This window comes from Kitasatospora arboriphila (genome assembly GCF_039528095.1).
Classification (GTDB): Bacteria; Actinomycetota; Actinomycetes; order Streptomycetales; family Streptomycetaceae; genus Kitasatospora; species Kitasatospora arboriphila.
The window spans coordinates 1-883 of record NZ_BAAALD010000238.1 but is presented as its reverse complement, the minus strand read 5'-3'; the positions used below and the strand labels follow the sequence as shown (position 1 = coordinate 883).

Below are 883 nucleotides of genomic sequence, written 5' to 3'. Positions count from 1 at the left end.
GGCCGCGTTAGAGCTTGCGAAGTCCACTGAGGACCCTTTCGAGCAGCGTGACGTCGGGCTGGTTGCCGGATTCGCCGCCGGCAGCGGGCTGGTGGATGGTGACCAGGCCGGCCTCGGCCAGGTCGGCCACGAGGATCCGGGCGACACCGAGCGGGAGGCCGAGCAGCGCGGAGACCTCGGCGACGGACTTGACGTCCGTGCAGAGCGTGCAGATCCGCTGGTGCTCGGGCAGCATCGAGGCCAGGCGGGCCGGGTCGACGCTGGCCGAGACCAGCGCCTCGATGGCCAGTTCGTACCGCGGCCGGGTGCGGCCACCGGTCATCGCGAACGGCCGGATCAGGGGCCCGGAGTCGGAGTCGTCCTCCAGCTCCTCCACGTGGCCGGGCTCCTCGGGCGCCTGTTCAGGGAAGGGCTCGGGGCCCGGGTAGTCCTGGTACCCGGCCTCCGTCCCGTAGTGCCCCTGCTCCGGCGGCACCCCGTAGGGCTGCTGGTCGCCGTAGGGCTGGGTGAAGTACTGCTGCTGGCCCGCGGGCGCGGCGTACTGCTGCTGCTGGTACGGCTGTCCGTGGCCGACGCCGGGGGCTCCGAACGCGTCGTGGCCGGTACCGGGGTACGGGACGCCGTACTGACCGCTGCGGTCGTCTGGCGGTGTCACGGTTCCTCTCCTCACAGGGTGCGGCGGTGCGGTGCTGGCCCGGACACGGGGGTGTCCGGGCCGGTGGTGCGAAGGCCGTACAACGCCCGAACCCGAGTCCGCCGGCGGGTGCCGGAGGACTCGGGGACGGGCAATGAGGTCTTTCGAATACCAGGACGGTATCCGACGAACCGTCAGTGCAGCAGGCTGCCCTGCAGTTCTGCCCGGAGGGCGGGGGTGAGGACGGCG

The 883-nt window shown here is 72.1% G+C and carries 1 protein-coding gene; it reads right to left on the bottom strand.

Annotated elements, in window-relative coordinates:
• Nucleotides 1-7: 7 nt before the first annotated feature.
• Nucleotides 8-655 (bottom strand): DUF742 domain-containing protein, encoded by a 648-nt coding sequence (locus tag ABD353_RS39710; protein ID WP_344628580.1) that lies wholly within the window; start codon nt 653-655, stop codon nt 8-10.
• Between the last annotated feature and the right edge of the window lie 228 nt (nt 656-883).